At 59.5% G+C, this 20,904-nt stretch carries 20 protein-coding genes and 1 pseudogene; 7 read left to right on the top strand and 14 right to left on the bottom strand.

From position 1 onward, the window contains the following. Window positions 1-6: 6 nt before the first annotated feature. Complete coding sequence (locus OU997_RS19085; RefSeq protein WP_267808068.1) at window positions 7-480, bottom strand: MFS transporter; 474 nt, start codon at window positions 478-480, stop codon at window positions 7-9. Window positions 481-631: 151 nt separating this feature from the next. Between OU997_RS19085 and OU997_RS19090 the strand changes: the two genes are divergently transcribed. From OU997_RS19090 to OU997_RS21140, 3 genes and pseudogenes are all read left to right on the top strand, one after another. Further along, the gene (locus OU997_RS19090) at window positions 632-2,662 is read left to right on the top strand and encodes a S9 family peptidase (protein WP_267808070.1); all 2,031 of its coding nucleotides are present in this window, start codon (window positions 632-634) and stop codon (window positions 2,660-2,662) included. Between the two features lie 199 nt (window positions 2,663-2,861). Continuing rightward, a pseudogene (locus OU997_RS21135) lies at window positions 2,862-3,389 on the top strand (Tar ligand binding domain-containing protein); the annotation flags it as partial. 510 nt (window positions 3,390-3,899) lie between these two features. After that, on the top strand, window positions 3,900-4,487 hold the full coding sequence (locus tag OU997_RS21140; protein WP_371920647.1) for a methyl-accepting chemotaxis protein: 588 nt from the start codon (window positions 3,900-3,902) through the stop codon (window positions 4,485-4,487). Window positions 4,488-4,527: 40 nt separating this feature from the next. On the opposite strand, the gene OU997_RS19100 is transcribed toward OU997_RS21140, so the two are convergent. Next, window positions 4,528-4,830 (bottom strand): hypothetical protein, encoded by a 303-nt coding sequence (locus OU997_RS19100; protein ID WP_146180686.1) that lies wholly within the window; start codon window positions 4,828-4,830, stop codon window positions 4,528-4,530. 125 nt (window positions 4,831-4,955) lie between these two features. Between OU997_RS19100 and OU997_RS19105 the strand changes: the two genes are divergently transcribed. Then, window positions 4,956-5,327, top strand: coding sequence for a YajD family HNH nuclease (locus OU997_RS19105; RefSeq protein ID WP_108488347.1), 372 nt, complete (start codon window positions 4,956-4,958; stop codon window positions 5,325-5,327). Between the two features lie 133 nt (window positions 5,328-5,460). Beyond that, window positions 5,461-5,931 (top strand): RNA methyltransferase, encoded by a 471-nt coding sequence (locus OU997_RS19110; protein WP_108488348.1) that lies wholly within the window; start codon window positions 5,461-5,463, stop codon window positions 5,929-5,931. Window positions 5,932-6,005: 74 nt separating this feature from the next. Here OU997_RS19110 and OU997_RS19115 read toward each other — a convergent pair whose 3' ends face one another. The 11 genes from OU997_RS19115 to rnd form a co-directional block, all read right to left on the bottom strand. Then, window positions 6,006-8,489, bottom strand: coding sequence for a TonB-dependent receptor (locus OU997_RS19115; protein ID WP_267808073.1), 2,484 nt, complete (start codon window positions 8,487-8,489; stop codon window positions 6,006-6,008). Between the two features lie 133 nt (window positions 8,490-8,622). Further along, the gene (locus tag OU997_RS19120; RefSeq protein ID WP_267808074.1) at window positions 8,623-9,591 is read right to left on the bottom strand and encodes a FecR family protein; all 969 of its coding nucleotides are present in this window, start codon (window positions 9,589-9,591) and stop codon (window positions 8,623-8,625) included. Beyond that, window positions 9,588-10,127, bottom strand: a complete 540-nt coding sequence (locus OU997_RS19125; protein ID WP_267808075.1) for an RNA polymerase sigma factor — start codon at window positions 10,125-10,127, stop codon at window positions 9,588-9,590. The genes OU997_RS19120 and OU997_RS19125 overlap by 4 nt, the downstream gene beginning before the upstream one ends. Window positions 10,128-10,346: 219 nt before the next feature. Beyond that, on the bottom strand, window positions 10,347-11,438 hold the full coding sequence (locus OU997_RS19130) for an extracellular solute-binding protein (protein WP_267808076.1): 1,092 nt from the start codon (window positions 11,436-11,438) through the stop codon (window positions 10,347-10,349). Between the two features lie 9 nt (window positions 11,439-11,447). After that, window positions 11,448-12,560 carry an agmatine deiminase gene (gene aguA, locus OU997_RS19135; RefSeq protein ID WP_108488353.1) on the bottom strand — a complete coding sequence of 371 codons (1,113 nt, stop codon included), beginning with the start codon at window positions 12,558-12,560 and terminating at the stop codon, window positions 11,448-11,450. 97 nt (window positions 12,561-12,657) lie between these two features. Beyond that, on the bottom strand, window positions 12,658-13,545 hold the full coding sequence (locus OU997_RS19140) for a LysR substrate-binding domain-containing protein (protein ID WP_267808078.1): 888 nt from the start codon (window positions 13,543-13,545) through the stop codon (window positions 12,658-12,660). A 49-nt stretch (window positions 13,546-13,594) separates the two neighbouring features. Further along, window positions 13,595-14,821 (bottom strand): hypothetical protein, encoded by a 1,227-nt coding sequence (locus OU997_RS19145; protein ID WP_267808080.1) that lies wholly within the window; start codon window positions 14,819-14,821, stop codon window positions 13,595-13,597. 64 nt (window positions 14,822-14,885) lie between these two features. After that, window positions 14,886-15,335, bottom strand: a complete 450-nt coding sequence (locus OU997_RS19150; RefSeq protein ID WP_108488356.1) for a YcgN family cysteine cluster protein — start codon at window positions 15,333-15,335, stop codon at window positions 14,886-14,888. 91 nt (window positions 15,336-15,426) lie between these two features. After that, entirely contained in the window at window positions 15,427-16,356 is a 930-nt protein-coding gene (locus OU997_RS19155) for a D-2-hydroxyacid dehydrogenase (RefSeq protein ID WP_267809934.1), read from the bottom strand. Between the two features lie 23 nt (window positions 16,357-16,379). Continuing rightward, window positions 16,380-16,673, bottom strand: coding sequence for a YcgL domain-containing protein (locus OU997_RS19160; protein WP_108488357.1), 294 nt, complete (start codon window positions 16,671-16,673; stop codon window positions 16,380-16,382). Next, window positions 16,670-17,803 carry a ribonuclease D gene (gene rnd / locus OU997_RS19165; RefSeq protein ID WP_267808083.1) on the bottom strand — a complete coding sequence of 378 codons (1,134 nt, stop codon included), beginning with the start codon at window positions 17,801-17,803 and terminating at the stop codon, window positions 16,670-16,672. Before rnd ends, OU997_RS19160 begins: the two co-directional genes overlap by 4 nt. A gap of 158 nt (window positions 17,804-17,961) precedes the next feature. Here rnd and OU997_RS19170 point away from each other — a divergent pair, with 158 nt between their 5' ends. Both OU997_RS19170 and OU997_RS19175 read left to right on the top strand, forming a co-directional pair. Further along, complete coding sequence (locus OU997_RS19170) at window positions 17,962-19,023, top strand: SMP-30/gluconolactonase/LRE family protein (RefSeq protein WP_267808085.1); 1,062 nt, start codon at window positions 17,962-17,964, stop codon at window positions 19,021-19,023. Window positions 19,024-19,222: 199 nt separating this feature from the next. Next, window positions 19,223-20,050 (top strand): HDOD domain-containing protein, encoded by an 828-nt coding sequence (locus tag OU997_RS19175; protein ID WP_108488360.1) that lies wholly within the window; start codon window positions 19,223-19,225, stop codon window positions 20,048-20,050. Window positions 20,051-20,095: 45 nt separating this feature from the next. Here OU997_RS19175 and OU997_RS19180 read toward each other — a convergent pair whose 3' ends face one another. Next, window positions 20,096-20,773 (bottom strand): spermidine synthase, encoded by a 678-nt coding sequence (locus OU997_RS19180; protein ID WP_108488361.1) that lies wholly within the window; start codon window positions 20,771-20,773, stop codon window positions 20,096-20,098. Between the last annotated feature and the right edge of the window lie 131 nt (window positions 20,774-20,904).

Here is a 20,904-nt window from a genome sequence, read left to right on the forward strand (position 1 = left end):
TTTGAGTTACAGACGTGGCTCGACTCTTAGCCTGCGGTCACCACGGGAATCGTAACGGGTGTCGCCGAAATCCTGCTCATCGCGCGCCACCATATTGCGCAAGGTCGGCTCATTATCGGCAATCGGCGCAGGCCCCTTGCGCGCCTGACGCCACCTTTCCACGGGCCAGCGCACCGCGACAAACAGCAGGTACAAGGTAAAGACGATTAACGCGTACATGCTCAAATCGGCTACCGCGCGCCAGGCGTTGTTGCCCACGCCAAGCAGCATGTCCATGGCAGTAATCGCCACCGCAGGGGCGAACTGCTCTTTACCGGGGTCGACAATGGTCGGGCTGAACAGCAGCACCAGCACCAGCACACGCAGCGGCTCTCGCAGGTAACGCCACATCCAGCTGGTCAGGCGAAACCACACCAACAGACAACCAAGAGCCGCCACCAGATAGGCGCCCCAGGCAAGCAGGTAGTCGTTTTCAGTCATAAAACGCAAATTCTCTGGCATTGAAGACCGGGCGGCCTAGGCGCATAAACGCGTAGATTTCAGCAGCCGACGGGCGAAGTGGCGCTTATGATAACGGCTTTTGCCTGCTTCCGCGTCCCCGCTGTCGGCCGCCTGCTAACGGAGTTACCTCATGCAACACGCCCCTATTGCCCGCGTCGACAACGCGGCCGACCCATATCGCTGGCTGGAAAACCGCGACAGCGTTGAAGTGCTTGATTACCTCAAGGCGGAAAATACCTACCTGGAACAGCAGCTCAGCGAGCAACTGCAACTGCGTGAAACGTTGTTTCAGGAGATCAAGGGGCGCATCCGCGAAACCGACCTCAGCCTACCGTCACCCTGGGGGCCGTATCTGTATTACCAGCGCACCACAGCGGGCGATGAATACCCGCGGCATTACCGCTGCCGCAAACCCGCCGATGGCTCGCTGACGGTCGATGAGGCCCGCGAGCAATTGCTGCTCGACCCCAACATCCTGGCCGATGGCGGCTTTATTTCGCTCGGTGCCTTTAGCATCAGCCCTGACCACCAGCGCCTGGCCTATAGCCTGGACACCAGTGGCGAGGAAACCTACCAGCTGTTCGTCAAGGAACTGGCCGACGACCGTCTGATCGAACTGCCGTTCGAGGAATGCGACGGCAGCATGACCTGGGCCAATGACAGCCAGACGCTGTTCTTCGGAGAACTGGACGACACCCACCGGCCGCACAAACTCTACCGCCACCGCCTCGGCACTGACACCGCTGAACTGGTTTTCCACGAGCCGGACGGACGTTTCTTCCTCAGCTGCTACCGCAGCAGCTCCGAGCGCCAGCTGATCCTGCAGTTAGGCAGCAAAACCACCAGCGAAGCCTGGATACTGGACGCCGCAACACCGCAAGCCGCGTTCAGTTGCGTGGCCCCGCGCGAAGAAGGCCACGAATATGACGTCGACCACGGCGCCCTAGATGGCCAGTGGCGCTGGTTTATCCGCAGCAATCAGCACGGCATCAACTTCGCGCTGTTTACTGCCTGCGACGCAACGCTGAACCGCAGCGCTTGGCAATTGCTGCGCGCCCATGACCCCGACGTGATGCTCGAAGGCGTTAGCCTCAATCAGCAAGCGCTGGTGCTTAGCCTGCGTGAAGGCGGTTTGCCGATGATCGACGTGCAGCCGCAGGGGCAAGCGGCCTACCGCGTGCAGCTACCGGACGCCGCCTACAGCCTGTATGTACAGGACAGCCTGGAATTCGACAGCCCGGCGATTCGCCTGCGTTATGAAGCGCTCAATCGCCCGGCACAGGTGCGTCAACTGGAGCTGGCCACAGGCGCACAATTGGTGCTCAAGCAAACCCCGGTACTTGGGCCGTTCGATGCCGATAGCTATGTCAGCCAACGCCTATGGGCGACGGCCGCCGATGGTAGCCAGGTGCCGATCAGCCTGGTGGCCAAGCGCGAAGTCCTCGGCACCCCTGCTCCGCTCTACTTGTATGGTTACGGTGCTTACGGCGAAAGCCTCGACCCTTGGTTCTCCCATGCGCGCCTTAGCCTGCTGGAGCGCGGCTTTATCTTCGCCATCGCCCATGTCCGTGGCGGCGGTGAACTCGGCGAAGCCTGGTACCGTGCGGGCAAGCTGGAACACAAGCAGAACTCGTTCAGCGACTTTATCGCCTGCGCCGAACACCTGATCACCGCCGGTTATACCCGCGCGCAGCAGCTGGTGATCAGCGGCGGCAGCGCCGGCGGCCTGCTGATGGGCGCGGTGCTCAATCAGCGCCCCGAGCTGTTCGCCGCCGCCATCGCCGAGGTGCCATTTGTCGATGTGCTCAACACCATGCAGAACCCCGACCTGCCGCTGACCGTCACCGAATACGACGAATGGGGCGACCCAAACCAGCCCGAGGTATTCGAGCGGATCAAGGCTTACGCGCCGTACGAGAACGTGCAGGCCCAGGACTACCCGGCGATTCTTGCGGTGGCGGGCTACAACGACAGCCGCGTGCAGTACTGGGAAGCTGCCAAATGGGTGGCCAAGCTGCGCGCCCATAAAACCGACAACAACCTGCTGCTGCTGAAAACTGAACTGGAGGCTGGGCATGGCGGTATGAGCGGCCGCTATCAGGCACTAAAGGATGCCGCCTTGGAATACGCCTTCATCCTCAGGGTGGTGGGACTCACTTGAATCCACCTCGCTGCTCCGCCGCCTGCAGCAGCACAAGCTCATAGCAATTCGCGCTAAACAACGGACGTTTAGTGCGAAACTCACTTGACCATCCGTACAAACATAGCCGGTTGACCTTCCAGACTCTGCTACGCTGATTTCAAGCTGGCTCAATTCCACCTCCCTGAATTGGCTGCCTGTTCAGCCAGGAAGGTCCGTGATGAAGAACTGGAAGATACGCACCCATTTACTACTTCTTTCTGGCTGTCTGTTGCTCGGTTTGCTCTGCGTAGGCGGCTTGGGCCTGCATGCATTGCAAGCGACGGTGAAAGGCCTGCAGACGGTGTATCTGGACCGCGTTGTGCCACTACGTGATCTCAAGCTGATAGCTGACCTCTATGCCGTGAACATCGTCGATGCCACACACAAGGCTCGCAGTGGTGAACTCAGCAGTAAAGCCGCACAGCAACTGATCGGAGAGGCTCAGACGCGTATCGAGAAAACCTGGGCAGCCTACCTGGCAACCACACTGATTGCCGAAGAACACGCCTTGATCGAGCAAATCGAACCGATGATGGATCAGACCCGGGGGCCCCTGAACGAGCTAAAGAATTTACTTAATCACGAAGATAAAGCCGGTATTGACGCATTTGCCACTCGCCAGCTTTACCCATTGATCGACCCGCTGTCAGGCAAGTTCGCCGAATTGATTGAAGTGCAGCTGGTTGAAGCCAAACGGCAATATGAATTGGGCGAGGCGGCATACGCCAACAAACTCCAGCTGAGTCTCAGCGTACTGCTGATTGCCCTGACTGTGGGACTGGCGCAAGTCATCTACTTCCTACGCCTGATGAGCGACAAACTGGGCGCCGAACCCGGCGAACTGGAAGAAATCAGTGCTCGCATTGCTGAAGGCCGCCTCGATAGCGGAAAGACTCTCAGCAACCAGGTCATGACAGGGGTTATGAAGTCCGTACAAGCCATGCGCCGCGGGCTACAAGACACGATTGGCAGTATCGGTGAAGCGTCAGAACAGATTGAATGCGCCGCCTTGCAGCTTGCTTCGTCATCTGAGCAGGTGCTGACCAGTGCCAACGTTCAAAGTGATACCGCTGCAGCCATGGCCGCGACGGTTGAAGAGCTGGCGGTAAGCATCAATCACATCGCCGAGAACGCACAACAAACCTATGACATGGCCAAAAAAGCCGGCGATATGACCGATACCGGAATCCAGGTGATGGCGCGCGCCTCAGAGGAGATGCACCAAATTGCCTTAATGGTGCAACAGAGTTCCAGAGATGTGGAAACTCTGGCCGATCAGTCACGCAACATCAGCGCCATCGTTGATGTAATCCGTGGCATCGCCGAGCAGACCAACCTGCTTGCCCTTAATGCCGCGATTGAAGCCGCGCGCGCCGGTGAGCAAGGGCGTGGATTTGCCGTTGTGGCAGACGAAGTACGCAGCCTGGCGGGTCGTACGGCCCACTCGACAACTGAAATTGTGGCCCTGGTTGATGCCATTCAAAGTGGCATGCATAAGGCACAGAGCAGCATGGCAGCCGGCTGTGAAAGGCTCAGCAGCGGTACACAACTGGTGGATCAGGCTGGCAGCTCCATGGGTGGCATCCGAGAGGCACTTAATCAGTCGCTACAAGCCGTTAGCGTCATTGCCTCATCATTGCAAGAGCAGCGTGCCGCGAGTGAGCAAGTGGCCATGAACGTTGAGAAGGTTGCACAAATCGTCGAAGAAAACTCCGCGGCTCAAAATGACATCGTCCAGGCAACTCAGGCGCTGCAAGCCATGTCAGGACGCCTGCAGGTGGTTATGCGCCGCTTCAGTTTCTAGCGACTAATGGCCCAACAGCCATGAGCCGTCACCACAAGGCTTAATCGACCTTCACTGTGCCCTTAGGCTTAAGAGTTCGCGCCCGCTGTTCCTCCAGCAACAGTAAATCCTGGTCACGTTTGCTTCGCGCAGACTCAGGCTGGACAGGATTCCTTAGCAAAGGCGGATTGTCATTGGTCTGATCTGGTACAGGCTGTAGTACGACAGGAGCATAAGGCTGTGGTGTGCTGGTGCCGGGCGAACCGGCAGCTGGCGCTTTGATTGATAGCGCTGGCAACGGCTGAGCTGACGCCAGTGTGGCGATCAACACGGGCAATACACACAGTATTGTGATCAGGCGCATGGCAATATCTCCAGAGCAGGTATCGTGTTGGGCCATAACCTTTGCGTTTAGTGCCGCATAGGCGGTTCTCACTGACAGCCGGCAAGGCTAGACTCCGCCTCAAGTACCAGATCACGAGATTCCAGATGAGCAGCGATAAATCCCCAGCCTTCACCAGCAAGCTTGACCGCATTCTCGCCGAAGCCCAACGCACGCGCGAAGAAGGCTACCGCGACAAGGCGCTGAAGATGTACCCGCATGTCTGCGGCCGCTGCGCACGGGAATTCTCCGGCAAACGCCTAAGCGAGCTGACTGTTCACCACCGCGACCATAATCACGACAATAACCCGCAAGACGGTTCCAACTGGGAGTTGTTGTGCCTGTATTGCCATGACAACGAGCATGCGCGCTATACCGACCAGCAGTATTTCAGCGATGCCTCGCTGAGCACACCAAAGACCGCCCAGGCGACCCACAACCCATTCGCGGACCTTGCCGCCCTACTGAAAAAGAACTAGCAGGCGCCATCACGCCCCAGCCGAAAGGTGTACAGCGTTATACTTGCCCGCCTTTTCTGCTCAGCCGCCCTTGGCGACCCACTTCGATCACCCTGGGGCGGCGCTCTACCTCCCGAATCTTTGCGAGTACCGCGTGGCCAATAAAAGATACGCCTGCATCGGCCTGTTCAACCCGAAATCCCCGGAAAACGTTGGCGCAGTGATGCGTGCGGCTGGCTGCTATGGCGTCAGCTCAGTGTTCTACACCGGCAAGCGCTACGAACGCGCCCGAGACTTTGTAACCGACACAAAGCGTATCTACATGGATATTCCGCTGATTGGCGTGCCGGATCTGCAGCAGATTATCCCCCTGGGCTGCACGCCGGTGGCCGTAGAGCTGGTCGAAGGGGCGCGGCCATTGCCGGAATACACCCACCCTGACCGCGCCATCTATATCTTCGGCCCCGAAGACGGCTCATTGAGCAAGGAAGTGCGCGACTGGTGCGAAGATGTGATTTACATCCCCACCGAAGGCTGCATGAACCTTGCCGCGACGGTCAACGTGGTGCTCTATGACCGCATGGCCAAGGGCAACAACACCAAGTCCGGTCCCAAGTTCAAATAGGCGGCTTATACCGCTAGTGATACCAGGGCGAGCAGCACCAAACCGGTACTGCTCATCCTTCACGCGCCGAGGCTTTAGAAGAACTGCGAGGCGCTGACTTTGATATTACGCCCCACACCCGAGACCGCTTCACCCAGGTAAGGGTAATACTCACGGTTGAACAGGTTATCGACCGTGATGCGTGCTTCAAACCCTTTGACTTGAGTGGGCTGCCAGCTCGCAAATACACCGTGTAAGGCGTATCCCTGACTTTCAGGAAGACTCCAACCGCTCGCCAGGGGGTCATTATCTTCAGGTGAGCGGTCCTGCTTGCGCACGAAATTGCCAGTCCAACCCACTGCCATGTCGACCTCCGGTACTTTCACACCCAAGGTGGCAACTGCTTTGCGCGGAGGAATTTCAGCAATCCAGGTTTTCTCTCCCCATGGATTGCGCGGGGATGCATCACGCTGGCCACGAATGTAGGAAAACGAAAGGCTGCCGAACAGACGCGAACTGTCATAAAAGGACTCAACTTCAACCCCTTCAATCGTGTAACCAGGCAGGTTGCGGTTGTTGCTCAGCGGTTGGGCACACACGCTGTTGCCCGCCCCTGTGCTGATCTGTTCTACGCAGGAGATACCGGTGCGTTTGAAAATCTCATCCTTGCCGCGATTACGAAATAACGTGGTGCGCACCTGCAGGCTGTCGCCATCGCGTAACAGCCGATCGAAATTGGCAATGCTGCCGAGCCTTACACCACGAATCCGCTCTCGCTCCAGATGGCGGCTAGAAGCAGGCACGCTGCTTGCCGCACTCTGCACTTCATAAAGTTCATCAATCAGCGGAGCACGCCAGGTTTTGCTGTAGTCCGCGAAAAACGCCAGGTTGTCGGTGGCCGTCCAGAAGATACCCAAACGTGGCGACCAACCGCTGTAAGTCACGCTGCTGTAATCATGTCCTACAGCTGGATTTGTGCTGCTGTAGCGTGCTGCCAGGTTAGGCTCACCTTGGCTGTATACCTCGTCATATCGCAGCGCCGGGGTGATGGTCAGTGAACCAAAGGTGATTGCATCCTGAATGTAACCACTGCGGGTTTCCTGTTCGCCCGACGGCATGTAATAAGGCTGCATGAGACCGTAGTTGTAGGTCTTATCCTTGATTTTGCTGAGATCCAGCATCAGCGAATCACGCTGATGCCCGTGCCACTGCATACCCACTGTCACTGCGTGATCGAGAACGCCTGTGGTAAAGCGGCTCTCGTTGTTCAACTCGGCAAGTCTGTCGGTGTAGTCCACCCAGCTTTCATTACCCAGCGAGGAAGCAAAGCCAGCGCTGGCATTGGCTGGGCGCTTATCGTGCTGGTCAGTTTTTGAATAGGCGTAGCTGGCCGTAACATTGATCATGGAATTATCCAGCGGCGCGTAATTCCATTTCAGGGAGTAGTTTTCATCGTCCTGATCGCGATAGACCAGCTTACGTTTCCATGCACCATCCAGCCCATATTTGGCGATCTCAGCAGCTGTCGGCGCGGCCATTTCGTCACGTTTGGCCGCAAAAGGCTCCCAGGCATTACTGCCAGACTGCATGGCCGAAAGCGTAAACAGATGTTCGTCATTCAGGCGCAAGTTGCTCTTGAAGAGAAAGGCGTCAAGGCTATTGGACGAATAATCAAAGCGCGTACCGTTGGGTCGCTTGATGTTGTCGCCTTCGCGTCCGTTGAGAAAGAGCAATGCATCCAGCATGCGCTCTTCGGTCTGGCCATAAACGGCACCACTGTAGATATTCTGATGGTCATTGCTGTGATAACCATATTTGAGGAACGCACCGACTGGCTTGCCATCACGCAACAGGTCTTCCGGGTCTTTGGTATCAACCTTGATCACCCCACCAAAACCGCCGTTGCCATACATCATGCTGTGGGGGCCTTTATCCACGTCCACATGCTTGATCAGTTCCGGCTCGATAAATACCGAACCCTGGCGATACTTCTCAAAGCCTTTAGGGGCGCCATCCAGAATGACTTTGACATCTTCAACATCGCCCATGCCCCAGATGTTGAGTGTTTGCCCACCTGGCCTTGGTGAACCGCTGGAACTAACACCTGGCAGCACATCGAGCAGAGACGCGATGTTGTCCGCCTGCTGTCGGTTGATGTCTTCCTCCGTGAGCGTTGAGCGACCAACGCTCTCGCTGGTGATGCGGCTGCCCATCACGGTGGTACTGCCTAGCTCGAGCGTATTGCTTACCTGAGCAGCCTGCTTGCGCTGACGCACTACAAAGCCATCCCCGGTTGGCACCAGTTCGAGCCCACTATTACGCAACAGGTGTTCCAGCGCCTCACGGGGGGTCAATTTGCCACTTAACGCAGGGGCTTGCAGATCACGCATCTGCGCTTCATCGAAGAGAATTTGCAACTGGCTCTGTTGTGCCAATGCATTGATGGCGCTGGCCAAGGGTTGCACGGGTAGGTTGAAGTTGTACGCCTGTGCCTGCGCACTGCTGCTCAGCAGACAACTGGCCAAGGCGCTGCTGACACACAGCTGACGCAAGGTAAAACAGGTGAGGCGGGTTTTCATGCAAGTCTCCCAGATACTGCCAAACCGCCTTCGCAGCCGGCGGACACGAGGAAGACGCAACACAGAACAAAACCCACACCCTCAAATGCAAAATATTTTCATTTACACTGATGAAAGACCACCAAGCGCCTAGCTATTGCGCATGGATCAACACACCATCATCACCCTGATGCTCCACCCGAACCGGCAAGAGGTGAGGCAGCGCCGCAAGAAAGGCATCCGGATCATTGATATTCAGGCTGCCGGAGATACGCTTCTCGGCCAGGTTGGTGTTGACCAGACGCACGGGGGCTGCGCGGTAATGAGACAGTTCGTCAAGTAACAGCCCCAATGGACGATCACGAAAAACCAGCAGTCCACGACGCCAACTGGCGATTTCCTCATGCCCCAGGCGCAGCTGTTGTAGGTGCTTGCTGCGGTGGTCGAACGCAAGTCCCTCGCCCGCCCCTAGCATGACCTGCTGCGCTGAGCCGAGCTGCGGCTGCACCATGACCCGACCGCTTTCTACCGCCACGGCCAGGTGCTCGCGACTGCGGCGCACACTGAAACGCGTACCCACCACACGTACACGGCTCTGACCCGCGATCACTTCGAAGGGCCGCGCCACATCCGGGGCGACCGCAAAGAAGGCCTCGCCGTCCAGCAGCTCAGCTTCGCGATGATCGGGATACAGACGCACCTGTAACCGGCTACCGACGTTCAGATCAATCCGCGTGCCATCCGCGAGTTCAACCTGCCGCTGTTCATTCGCTTCGCTGGACAGGCTTAGTTCTTGAACAGGCAATGCGCCGAACCAGTTTTGGGGTGTGGCCAACACGCTGCACAACAGCACCACTGAAGCGGCCAGGGCACGCCCTGGCGTCCAGCGCCGCACTCTGCGCATCGGCAGTACGGCCCCAGGTAGCAAGACTGGACGCGGCATCAGATCAAAGTCTGCCCAGACGCGCTGCATATCGGCCAGTGCACACACATGGGAAATATCGGCCGTCAACCAGGCATCCAATTGCGCCTGTTCATCGCTCGACAGGCCACGGCAGCAGCGGCTGAACCAAACGGCAGCCTGTTCATCAATCACGGTCTGATTCAGTGAATGCACATTCATGGCACCACCTCGGCACCGCAGCCTTCGACGCGCCGCTTGCAGTGCAACAAGGCGCTGGCGATGTGCTTCTCCACCATGCTCAGAGAAATGCCCATGCGCTCAGCTACTTCGGCCTGGGACAAGCCCTCGAAGCGATGCAGCACAAAGGCCTCCCGACGCCTCGGCGACAACTCATCCAACGCCAGGGCCAACATCTGCAAGCGCTGACGTTGCTCGATTGTCTCCAGGGGACTGACGCCCTGCTGATCAACCAGGGTATCCAGACTTTGTCCTGTGGCGGCATCGTCATTGAACGGTGCTTGGGCCTGCTGTCGACGCCAATGATCGCGCAGCAGGTTGCGGGCAATCTGAAACAGAAATGCCCGTGGCTGCTGCACTGTGCTGCGCTCACGCCAGCACAGCCAGTGGGTGAAGGCATCCTGGGCCAGGTCAGCAGCATCGGCTGCGCTGCCCAGGCGCTTGCCGAGAAACTTCAGCAACTCGGCATGCAAGGTGCGGTAAGCCAGAGAAATCGAGCCATGAAATTGCTCATCCATGGCGATACGGTTGATACAGCTGACAACTGATGAACACCCTAACTCCTGACCTGCGGCGACCGTACAACGCAGCGCGGTACGTTGATCGGCAAGACTTAAATGATAATGCTTATCATTAGATAATTTTCAGATTGAAGTGGTCAAGCACCACTTAACACATGCGGCGCAAACAACAACGCCACCTATGGGTGGCGCTGCTTGCAGGTGTTACAGCGGGGATCAAAGCCCGGACTTGAGCCGACTGAATGCACGTGTCAGGGCGCGGTTGAACGCCGGATTATTGTCGTTCTTGGTGTACAGTTGAGCGCGTATCGCAGCGGGTGGATAGGTGCCTGGGTCAGCAAGAATCGCTGGCTCGACCGTGGCATTCGCCGCCGGCACTGCATTGGCGTAGTAGATAGTGTTAGTGATGGCGCCGATGACATCAGGCGTCATCAGATGATCCATCAACGCCAGGCCCGCCTCAGGATGCGGCGCATCCTTGGGGATGACCATCGCATCGAACCAGATCAGCGTGCCTTCGCGCGGAATGCTGTAGTGCAGGCTGTAGGCCTTGCCCGCCTGCTCAGCCTGGCCGGCCGCCATCGACACGTTGCCGTTCCATGACATCGCCAGGCAGGTATCGCCGTTGGCCAGGTCGCTGATGTTACGGTCGTTGTCGAAGTAGCGGATCGATGGCCGTACCTTGGCCAAGTGCGCCTCGGCCAGTTTCAGATCGTCCAGGCGCTGCTGGTTGATATCCAGCCCCAGGTAGCGGAACGCAGCGGCAAACACCTCATTGGGGTCGTTGAGGAAACTCACCCCACAGTCGGCGAATTTCGCCACGACGGCTGGATCCATCAGCATGGCCCAGCTGTCGGTTGGCGCATTGGCCATGCGCGTGTTGATGGCCTGCTGCTGGTAGCCAAAGCCGGTGGTGCCCCACACATACAACCCGGCATAGCGGTTACCCGGATCAAAGGTCGCCATATGCCCGGTGAACTCCGGATCAAGCTCACGAAGATGCGGCACTGCGGCCTTGTCCAGCGGCTGTACAGCCCCACTTTTGATGGCCCGCTGCAGATGCTGCCCAGCGGTGAGCACCAAGTCATATCCGCTGCGCCCGGTGAGCAGCTTGGTTTCCACGGTTTCCAGCGAGTCGAAATGATCGACCACCACCTTAATCCCGGTCTTCTGCTCGAAGCTACTGAGAGTGTCCGGGGCCAGGTACTCGCCCCAGATAAATAAATTGACCTGCTTCGGCGCTTCGGCCGCCAGCGCCTGAACGCTGGCGGCCAAACCAAGGGCTAAGAGACTGATATGCAGCTTCATAAGAGCCTCCTAGGCGCGCGTGGGCGCGGCGTATTGCGGCATGGTGATGCAGGCGACATTGCCGCCGCCGAGGAGAATTTCCCGCGAATTGTCGATGCCGAGGATGCGGTGTTTGGGGAACAACTCGGCCAAGGTGGCCTGGGCCACGCGGTCGCACGGGTCGTTGAACAGCGGCACAACGATGGCCGAGTTGCCGGCGTAATAGTTGATGTAGGAGGCGCAGATCTGTGTGCCGGCCTGACGGGTGTGGGTCGAATCATCCTGATCCAGCCCTTCGGCCTCCTCCGCGGTCCACTCCAAAACCCGTGGTTGCGGCAATTTGTGAATTTCCAGCTCGCGACCCTGGGCGTCGCGGGTGCTGCGCAGGATATCGTAGGCCTCCTGGTAGATTTCCCACTGCGGATCATTGCGGTCGTCGGTCCACTGCATCACCACCACACCGGGACGGACGAAACAGGCCAGGTCGTCGATATGGCCGTCGGTCTCATCGAACTTGCAGCCGCGTGGCAACCAGATCACCTGCTCGGCACCGAGGTAATCCTGCAGGCGGCGGGTCATCTCGTCCTTGCCCAGGTGGGCGTTGCGGTTGCGGTTTAGCAGGCACTGTTCGGTGGTCAGCAGGGTGCGCTGGCCATCAGTCTGGATACCGCCCATTTCGGCGATAAAGGGCGCGCGATAGCGGTCATAACCTTCGATTTCGAGGATCTTCTGCGCGATCTGATCATCTTTGTCCCAAGGGTAGTACAAACCGCCATCGAGGCCGCCGTAGGCGTTGAATTCGAAGTCCACGCCGCGCACTTCGCCGGTTGCATCATTGACCAGAAAGGCCGGGCCGCTGTCGCGAAACCAGGTGTCGTTGCAAGTCATCTCCACCACCCGCACATGGGCCGGCAACTGGCGACGGGCGTTGGCGTACTGGCTGGCCGAGGCGCACACGGTCACCGGCTCGCTGCTGGCAATCGCCGTGACGATATCCACCCAGACCTTCTGCGCCGGCTTGGCACCGTTGCGCCAGACATCGGTGCGCTCCGGCCAGCCAAGCCAGCAACCGGCCTTGGGTTCGAATTCGCCAGGCAGGCGGAAACCATCGATTTTAGGGAGAGAGGTCAGGGAGCGGGCCATTGCAAGGTACTCGTCGGTGGCTGAGGAATAGCTCGACAGTACCTGCGCTCAAGCGCCCGCGACCAATGACCATTTTCGCGGATTCGATGAATTAAATTCAGATATCAACCAGCTGATCAGTGAACCATTCAACGAACTGCGCAACCGCCGGCTTCTCCAGGCGCAGACGTTCGCAGACCAGCGCGTACTGCCCGAGCGAGGCCACACTGGCGGCGAATGGCCGCACCAGACGGCCGCTGGCGAGGTCTTCGGCACTGGTCAGGTTATCGCCAATCGCCACACCCTGACCGCGCGCAGCCGCTTCCATGGTCAGCCCGGCATGGCCGAGATACAGGTGGCGCTGCGGCTGGATATCGCCGGCGTGAGTGGTCAGCCAGGCCGTCCAGGTCTTACCGTCCTGGTCGTCATGCAGCAGGCAGTGGCGCGCCAGATCACGTGGGTGCTTGAGCGGCAGTTGGTTGAACAAGCCTGGGCTGCACACCGGGAAGAACAACAGAGTCGGCAATGGCCGCACGAAGTAGGCGCTGCCATCGACCGGGCCGGTGCCATAGGTGATCGCCAGGTCGATCGGATCAAAGGGCTGGGTTGATTCCAGCGGCTGCTCGTAGAGGTGCAGGGTGATCTGCGGATAACGTTCGCTGAAATCCGCCAGGCGGCCAATCAGCCACTTCTGCGCCAGCTCGGCGGTTACCGCGATGCGCAGCTGCGCCTGGGAGCCGGGATCGCGCAATTCATCACAGGCCTCGCCGATCAGCTCGAAGGCCTGCTGCAGGCTGCGCAACAGGCGCTTGGCCTGCGGCGTGGGGCGCACCTGACGGCCGTCACGCTGAAACAGCGGAGTTCCGAGTTGTTCTTCAAGCTGGCGAATCTGGTGGCTGACGGCACTGTCGGTGACACACAGCTCGGCCGCCGCCCGGCCGAAGTGGGCGTGCCGGGCGGCGCATTCAAAGGTGCGCAAGGCGGTAAGAGACGGTAGGCGGCGCATGCGGTGCTCCAGAGCGACAACTGCGCCGCATGCTTACTCAGGGCGCGTGCTAGCGCAACAGCTTGTTGTCCAGCACCTCGGAGGCTCCGCCCATGACGTTTTCGCTGATCTCGATAAAGTCTTTGGTGCTGGCTTTGTCGAGGCGCATCAGGCCGCGGGTCACGTCATCCAGCGAACGTGGCTGGGTGGTGCCCTTGGTGGCCTGACGGATTTCCCGATCCAGTTCCTGCAACAGCAGCACCGCACGGGCGGTGACAGGACCGTTGGAGTTGTTGGTGCGCAGGCTGTCCACCGGCTTGCTCCAGCGAATCAGCTGCTCGCGAATCTTCTGGTAACGCTCCTCACTGAGGCCGCCGGCGCGGCGCATCAACTCGATGGCGTAGAACTCGGCCAGGCCTTCGGTGATCCAGTCACTGCGATCACGGGCACGAATCCGGCTAAATACATGAACCAGCTCATGCACCAGAGAACTGGTGCCATTTTCGCTGACCAGCGGGCGATCCGTGTGCATGTAGTAGGAGTTGGCCGCCGACAGGCCGCCGCGCCACATCGGGTCACCGGCACCGACGATCAGCAGCTTGGCCGGATCGCGCGGGAACACATCCTGGGCATGCGGCCAGACAAAGGTCAGCAGGGTCATCACATCCATGCGGCGCATGCCCTCGCCAACCGGGGCCGCGATTGCTACATCGGTTTCACCGAGTTTGGCGCGGCGCGTGCCAACCTTGCCGGCCACCATCCAGCCAGTCGGGCGATCGAACTTGCGCTGTGGGTTGTCGATGCGGAACCTGTTTTTGCCGATACGCGGCCAACCGGTTTCGACGCTTTTCCAGCCCTTGGGCAGGTCAAATTGCACGCGCGAGATCAGCTCGGTTTTATCTTTCTGGCGCAGTTTGACCGCCGGTACCAGATCGTCGCCACGCAGCAGTGCCCAGTCCTTGGTAATCAACGCATCAAAGCGCCCAGCGCTGCGTTCATTATTGATACGCACGCGGTAAGTCAGGGTCGACTCGCCTTTGCTTGGCTGCCAGATGCCCAGTTCCGGGCTGTCCTGTGTCCACTGGCCGTCAGCCTTGAAGTCGCTGTAGGCACCCTGCTCGCCCAGGTTGAAGGCAAGGCTGATCACCTGCCCACCGTCTTCCAGGGTCAAGCTGACTTCAGCCTGTTCTGTGTCTGGCAGAAAACGCACGCGGTAATCCAGGTCGACCTTTTTTGCCCACAGCGGCGTGCTCAGGCTCAGCAGAACAACAGACAGCAGCAAACGACGCATCAACATGGCAAAGCTCCACAGTGCAAAACATTGATTCAAGCGAGTTTAGGCTGGCATTTATTGACGAGGTTCAGCCCGCGCGGAAAATCATGTGCTCTTCCCACTCATCCTCGGCCACGCTGTTTTCGCTGAGCATGCGCCCGGCCTGGGAAATCCGCTGTTTGTGCACCTGCTCTGGGTCGCCGCACACCAGGTGATGCCACAGCAACAGATCCTTGCCTTCGCTGACCAGGCGATAGGCGCAGGTCGGTGGCAACCACTGAAACTGATCGGCCTGGGCCGGGGTGAGCTGAATGCAGTCCGGCACAAACCTGCGTCGATTGCTGTAGTCGGTGCAGCGGCAGGTCTTCAGGTCCAGCAGTTTGCAGGCGATGCGCGTGTAATACACGCTGCCATCGTCCTCATCCTCGAGCTTTTGCAGGCAGCACAGGCCGCAGCCATCACACAGCGACTCCCACTCGTCCTGATCCAGCTGTTCGAGGGTTTTGCGTTTCCAGAAGGGTTCGACTTTGGCGGCCATGGCGAGGGTACGGTGAGCGGCGAAAAGGCCGGCAGTCTAGCCGCTCGGCCTGGCGCGGCCAAGGGCGGCAAGCCGAATGGCTGCAGCGTGTTCAATAACCCCGGGTGAAATCCACTTGGCCCAGTACGGTTTCACCGGCTTGCCAACGCTGCAGGTTATCGACAAACAGCTGCACCAACAGACGCGGGTCCGTCGGCGCCGCGCTGTGCCCGGTCAACAGCAGGCGCGGCGCATCCCAGAATGGATGACCCGCAGGCAGCGGTTCTGCACGGCAGACATCAATCACTGCACCGGCCAGTTGCCCTTGTTGCAACGCGCTGACCAATGCCTGGTCGACCACGGCCACACCGCGCCCGGCATTGATGAACAGCGCGCTGGACTTGCAGGCAGCAAACAGCGCGGAATCATAAATATCACGGGTGGCTGGCGTATCGGGCAGCAGGTTGATCAGGTAATCGGCCTCAGCCGCTAGGCTTGGCAGTTCGTCGAGCCCAGCCACCTGACGGAACGGCGGCAGATTGCGCGGGCTGCTGGCGATACCCAGCAACTGAATGCCGAACGGGGCCAGAAACCGCGCCACGCTCAAGCCGATATCACCGGTGCCGACAATCAACGCCGTGCGCCCGGCCAGGCTTTGCGGTGCGCGGTTGTCCCAGCGCTGCTCGACCTGTGCCGCCAGGCGGGCAAACAACTGACGCTCATGGGCCAGCAAATGGCCCAGCACATATTCGGCCATCACCTGGCCGAAGATGCCCACGGCGCGGCTCAGGCGGTAGTCAGCCGGTAAACCAGTGGCCAGCAACGGCGTGATGCCTGCCCATGTCGATTGCATCCACTGCGGCCGAACACCCTGACGCAGCAAGGCGGCCAACAGATCAGGCTGCCCCAGCCAAACCGGGCAGGTTGGGGCCTGCTGCAGCTCGACGAGCTGGTCGCTGCCGTACACTTCCAGCTCAGGAGCCTGCTCATGCAGCAGCGCGGCATAGCGGCGATATTCGCCCTCACCGATCAGCACGCGCAGAGGGTTGTCAGCTGGCGGGCTCATCAGACCGGATCGTTACGGCGCAGCAGCTCATCGGGCAGGTGCTCGATGTATTCATCTTCCGGTGGCGGCATTTGCAGGTGGTAGCCCTGCTCGTCGAGGTTGGCCAGCACCTTGTGGATGTCCTCGCGGGCCAGCTCGCGCTCGGGGGTGAGGACCAGCTCAAAGGCCAGAGCTGGCAGGCCGAAGGCGCTCAACAGTGCTTCAGGCACACGCTTGAGGCCATCACTGCGCAACACATAGAGGTACATCTCGTTTTTGCGCGGGCTTTTGTAGATTGAGCAGATACGTTTCACACGGAGTCTCCGGTTGCAGCCAGGCAATCGAGCAGCGCCTGACCCATCAATTCACGTCGCCAGCCACGCAGGGAATCCGGCAGCTGGTAGGGGCCATTGGGGTAGCCGGTTTTCAACAGGGCTTCGAGGGTTTTCTTGCGTAGCATCAGCTCCGGGGCGATGCTCAGGCGCTCACCCTCACGCTGGCCGATCGCACGCAGCGTTTTCAGCAGCGCCGAGGCTTCCAGCGGTAAAGGTTCGGGTAAAGCTTCGGGCCAGTCCGCCGGCACAGTATTGGCCGCTTGCTTGATCAGTTGCAGGATGAACTCACCGTCCTGACGCACGGTTTTCGGGTGCATGTCCTCGATCCGCGCCAGGGCCACCAGGTTGTCCGGCTGGGTGCGCGCCAGTGGCCACAACGAATGCTCGCGGATAATCCGGTTGCGCGGCTGGTTGCGCTTGCGCGCCTGGCCTTCACGCCAGGTGCACAGCGCCTTCAGCACCGCCAATTGCTGACGGGAGAGTTTCCAGGCCAGCTTGGCTTCGCGGTAGGCCAGTTCAGGATCGACTTCACGACCAAGGTTACTGACCAGCTCGGCGCCGTCTTCCAGCACCCAGGCGTACTTCTCAGCTGACAGTTGCGCCTTGAGCTGCGCGTATACCTCAGCCAGGTGCAACACATCCTCTGCCGCATAGCTGACCTGAGTTTCCGACAAGGGTCGTTGCAGCCAGTCGGAGCGGGTCTCGCCCTTGGGCAGTTCGATATTCAGCACCGCCTGCACCAGGCGCGAATAGCCCATGGAGAAACCCAGGTTGAGGTAGCCGGCAGCCAACTGGGTATCAAACAACGGCATGGGCAGACTGCCGGTCAGACGCAGAAAGACTTCCAGGTCTTCGCTGCAAGCATGCAGCACCTTGACCACGGCGGGGTCCTGCAGCAGCTTGGCAAAGGGCGTCCAGTCGCTGATCAGCAGTGGATCAATCAGGTACGCCCGTTCGCCCTCGCTGACCTGCAGCAGGCCGGCAATCGGGTAAAAGGTGTCGACCCGCATAAACTCGGTATCAAGCGCCACAAACGGCAGGCTGCGCCAGGTTGCACAATGCTGCGCCAGGCTGGCGTCATCGCCAACCCACTGAATATCAATCGCCACGCGGCTCTCCCCCTGAAGAATGCCGCGCAGTATATATGCCCAGGCACGGTGCCGGGCATTTGCCGGCCATTTACCCCCTGGGCATCACAGACGCGAATGAACCCTGTAATCTGACCGGCGCTTGCATCTGCTTACCTTCATCACAGGGAATAAAAACAATGAAGAAACTGCTTGGCCTGCTTGTGGCCTTGATTGCTGCGGCGGCGATCTACCTCGCTGTCACACCCAGCCCGATTGATCCGCTAGCCTGGGACGCGCCTAAGATCCCGCCGATGACCGGCACTCTGGAGCCCAATGACACACTGATGAAGGCCGAACTGCTCGGCCGCGGCCAGGTGCATGGCCCGGAAGACACGGCCGTGGATGCCCAGGGTCTGGTATATGCCGGCCTGCATGACGGCAAGATCGTGCGCATCAAAGCCGATGGCAGCGTGGAAACCTTTGTCGACACCAAAGGCCGCCCGTTGGGCATGGACTTTGACGCTGCCGGCAACCTGATTGTTGCCGACGCCTACAAGGGCTTGCTCAGCATCGACGCCCAGGGCCAGATCAAGGTACTGACCACTGAAGCCGAAGGCGTGCCGTTCAAATTCACCGATGATCTGGACATCGCCCGCGACGGCATCATCTACTTCAGCGATGCCAGCCAGCGTTTTGAACAACCCGACTACCTGCTCGACCTGCTCGAAGCACGCCCCCACGGCCGTCTGCTCAGCTACAACCCGGCCAACGGCGAAACCAAGGTGCTGCTCAAAGACCTGTATTTCGCCAACGGCGTAGCACTATCGGCAGCTGAAGACTTCGTGCTGGTCAACGAGACCTACCGCTACCGCATTACCCGTTACTGGCTGAGCGGCGACAAGGCCGGCACCCACGATATCTTTATCGACAACCTCCCGGGCCTGCCGGACAACCTGCAAGGTGACCGCAACGGCACCTTCTGGGTCGCCCTGCCAACCCCGCGTAAGGCCGACGCCGACATGCTGCATCGCTCGCCCTGGGCCAAGGCGCAGCTGGCCAAACTGCCCCGCGCCCTGTGGCCCAAGGCTGTGCCTTATGGCTTTGCTATCGCCCTCAATGAGCAAGGTAAGATCACCCAGAGCCTGCACGACACCAGCGGCACCCACCTGCGCATGATCACCTCAGTCAAGCCGGTGGGCGATTATCTGTACTTCGGTAGCCTGGACAACGACCGCATTGGCAAGCTGAAGATCCGCTAAATCCTGATCGACCCGCAATCAGACCGCTTAGCGGCAGATTGCGGGCTGCGCGTGCGCAAAAAATCTGCCAGCTCATCTGTTCATCGCTGCCCGACGGCAGTTTTTCCTGATGCAAATCAGCGCAAGCCCTAAACCGCACTTTTGCCCTGCTGAATCGCTGCTATCTTGATAATTCCCACCTTCTCTGCAGGCTTTTGTCATGGATATAAGCGCCCTGTTCTCCCAAGTTCACAGCTTGCCCTGTATTCCCAAAGTCGCTCAGGATCTGATTCAGCAATTTGACAACCCCCACACCAGCCTCGACAGCATTGCTCGCAATATCTCCCTCGACCCGGTCATTGCCGCCAAGGTGCTGCGCCTGGCCAACTCCGCCCGCTTTCGTGGTTCACGTGAGTCAGCCAGCGTCGAAGATGCGGCCATGCGCTTGGGGTTCAACACCTTACGCACCCTGGTGCTGGCATCGGCGGTAACGGGTGCTTTCCAGGCACCACCGGGTTTTGACCTCAAGGCGTTCTGGGCGCACAGCTTTCAGGTGGCCAGTATCAGCCGATTACTGGCCAAAACCCGAGGTGTGGCCGTTGAGACCGCCTTTACCTGCGGAATGATGCACAACATCGGTGAACTGCTGATCCAGACGGGTGTGCCTGAGCTTGCCGAACGACTCAACCAGAATGGCAAGGATGTCGGGGCTGCGCAGCGTGTGGCGTTGGAAACCCTGCAACTGGGTTTTGGCTTTCCCGAGGTGGGTGCAGAGCTGGCGCGGCGCTGGCAGCTTCCGGAGCTAATCCAGCATGCCATCGCCTACCAGAGCCGACCCTTCCAGGCACCGGTCGACATGCCTTTGCCACGCGTACTGGCTCAGGCGGTATCGATTGCCGAAGCGCTGCGCGAACACCCGGGCGCCATGTCCAAAGCGGTGGACACACTGCAAGGCCCGCTATTCGAAGGACTGGATGTACCGAGCCTGCTGGATGAACTGCCCGCCGTTCTGGATGCCGACAAAGGCTTTGCCGAACTGCTGAGCTGACCCGAGCACCACTGAGCGCTTTGCCGCGCTCAGTGGTGACTACTGCTACTTGCTGGCAATCCAGATGGTATGCCGGGTGCCCTTGTTGCCATGGGCATAAACCTGAACCTCTTCCACCTTGAAACCCGCCTTGCGCACCTTGTCGCTGAAAACCCGATCGGCACTGGCCGACCACACCGCCAGCACGCCTTTGGGGCGCAATGCCTGGTAACAGCGCTGCAGGCCCTGGGCCGAATACAGCCAGGTGTTGCGTTTCTGGGTCAGCCCTTCCGGGCCGTTGTCGACATCCAGCATGATCGCGTCATAACGCTGCTCGGCGTTTTTCAGGCAGTTAGCGACATCGTCCTGAATCACTCGAGTACGCGGGTCGAGGATTGGGTAACCGGCCTTGGCCCCCAGCGGGCCGCGGTTCCACTCCACCACCCCCGGCACCAGTTCGGCCACTTCCACCTCGGCTGTCTTGCCCAGGTTCTGCAACGCCGCCGCCAGGGTAAAGCCCATGCCCAGCCCCCCGATCAGTACCCGTGAGTCAGGACGCCCCGCAACCTTCTTGCAGGGAATCGCCGCCAGGGCATCTTCGGAGCCGTGCATGCGCGTATTCATCAACTGACCGCCATCGCCGCCGGCAATCTTGATAACAAAGTCCTCGCCGTACTCGAACAGGCACAGGGCGCCTGAGCCATCGGGAATCGGGGCGGTATCGAGCAGTACAAAACGCTTCATGGGTCGCGGCAACCTGGATCAGAGAAAACGGGCAGGCAGCATGCACACAATCAGCCCAAGATGCAGCGCCCAGCAGGTAGAAATCTTCCAGAACGAAGCTGCGACGGCTCAACAGCAGGGTTTATGATGCT

The organism is Pseudomonas sp. SL4(2022) (genome assembly GCF_026625725.1).
GTDB lineage: Bacteria > Pseudomonadota > Gammaproteobacteria > Pseudomonadales > Pseudomonadaceae > Aquipseudomonas.